The sequence below is a fragment of the Parvibaculum sp. genome, assembly GCF_035511255.1.
Lineage (GTDB): Bacteria > Pseudomonadota > Alphaproteobacteria > Parvibaculales > Parvibaculaceae > Parvibaculum.
In genome coordinates this window covers 1-1,905 of record NZ_DATKFR010000156.1, presented here as the reverse complement: position 1 = coordinate 1,905, position 1,905 = coordinate 1, and the positions used below count along the sequence as shown (strand labels likewise).

General features: G+C 66.6%; 2 protein-coding genes. Both read left to right on the top strand.

The window, feature by feature from the left end; all coding sequences use genetic code 11:
• The first annotated feature begins 60 nt into the window (after positions 1-60).
• A complete protein-coding gene (fmt, locus tag VMR03_RS05615; RefSeq protein WP_325403100.1) occupies positions 61-999 on the top strand; it encodes a methionyl-tRNA formyltransferase in 939 nt (312 codons plus the stop codon).
• Positions 999-1,739: a tRNA pseudouridine(38-40) synthase TruA gene (gene truA / locus VMR03_RS05610; RefSeq protein ID WP_325403097.1), complete on the top strand. Its 741-nt coding sequence runs from the start codon at positions 999-1,001 to the stop codon at positions 1,737-1,739. The genes fmt and truA overlap by 1 nt, the downstream gene beginning before the upstream one ends.
• The last annotated feature ends 166 nt before the right edge of the window (positions 1,740-1,905 follow it).

Here is a 1,905-nt window from a genome sequence, read left to right as displayed (position 1 = left end):
AGCTCACCAAGGCGAAGAAGCTCCAGGAAAAGGAACCGGCTTGAGCCGGTTGGAAGGCGCATGACCTTTCGTCTCGCCTTCATGGGCACGCCCGATTTTGCCGTTCCGGTTCTGGCCGCGCTGATCGCCGCCGGCCATGAGGTCGCCGCCGTCTATTCGCAGCCGCCGCGCAAGGCCGGCCGCGGCATGGCCGAGCAATTGTCGCCCGTGCATCGCTTCGCCGCCGAACACGGCCTCACGGTCCGCACGCCCGTTTCGCTGAAATCCGAAGAGGAGAGACAGGCCTTCGCCGATCTCGACCTCGATGTCGCGGTCGTCGTCGCCTATGGGCTGATCCTGCCGAAGCCGGTGCTTGCGGCGCCCCGTCTCGGCTGCCTCAATCTCCATGCGTCCCTGCTGCCGCGCTGGCGGGGCGCGGCCCCCATTCAGCGCGCCATCATGGCGGGCGACGCCGAAACGGGCGTCATGGTGATGCAGATGGAAGCGGGCCTTGATACCGGGCCGGTGCTGCTCGGCGAGCATGTCGCGATTGCACCGGACGCCACCGCCGGAAGCCTTCACGACAGGCTTTCCGAAATCGGCGCCTCGCTGATGATCCGTGCGCTTGCCGCCCTCGAACGGGGTAGCCTTGCCGCGACGCCGCAGCCGGACGAGGGCGTTACCTATGCGAAAAAGATCGAGAAGGAAGAAGCGCGCATCGACTGGTCGCGCGACGCAAAGGCGCTCGACGCACATATCCGCGGCCTGACGCCCTTTCCCGGCGCCTTCTTCGAAGTTGCGCGCGACGGCAATCCGGTGCGCATCAAGGTGCTGCGCGAGACGCCGGTTGCGGGGCAGGGTGCGCCCGGCGAAGTGCTGTCGCTCGACGGCGGCATCACCATTGCGTGTGGGCAGGGCGCCCTGAAACTCACCGAATTGCAGCGCGCGGGCAAGGGGCCGATGAAGGCCGACGATTTCCTGCGCGGCTTTCCGCTGAAGCGCGGCGAGAGGCTCGCCTGATGCCCCGCTACAAGCTCACTATCGAATATGACGGCACGAATTTCGTCGGCTGGCAGAGCCAGGCCGATGGCGGTTCGGTGCAGGACGTGCTCGAAGCGGGCTTCAAGGGCTTTTGCGGGCAGGATATTCGCGTCAACGGCGCGGGCCGGACGGACGCCGGCGTTCATGCGCTGGGCCAGGTCGCGCATGTCGACCTGCCGGAGCCGGTGCGCACAGACACGCTGCGCGACGCGGTCAATGCGCATATGCGGCCGCATCCTGTCGCCATCGTCGAGGCCGAGGAAGTCGGCGGCGATTTCGAGGCGCGTTTTTCAGCGACGCGACGCCATTACATGTATCGCATCGTCAATCGCCGCGCGCCGCTGACGCTGGATCGCGGACAGGCCTGGCTCGTCCACAAGCCGCTCGATGCGGACGCCATGCACGCCGCCGCGCAGCTTCTGATCGGCAAGCACGATTTCACGACCTTCCGCTCGATGCAGTGCCAGGCGAAATCGCCGGTGAAGACGCTCGACGAGTTGAGCGTGTCGCGCTACGGCGAGGAGATCGAGATTATCGCGCGCGCACGTTCCTTTCTGCACAATCAGGTGCGCTCGCTGGTGGGCTCCCTGAAGCTCGTCGGTGAAGGCAAATGGTCGGCGCGCGATCTCGATCGCGCGCTCAAGGCCCGTGACCGCGCGGCCTGCGGCCCCGTCGCGCCGCCGGACGGGCTTTATCTGCTGAAGGTCGATTACGACTAGCCGGCCGCCGGCGTCAGCAGCAACCGGCCGAGGGCCTGTTCGAGCACGATGCCCAGCACGAAGTCGAAGACGAGAATGGCGATAGCGGTGGAGGGCGGCGCGCCGAGCACGACGCGGGCGATCTGCCAGCGATACCAGACGATGAGGCCGAAAACGGACAGCGTCA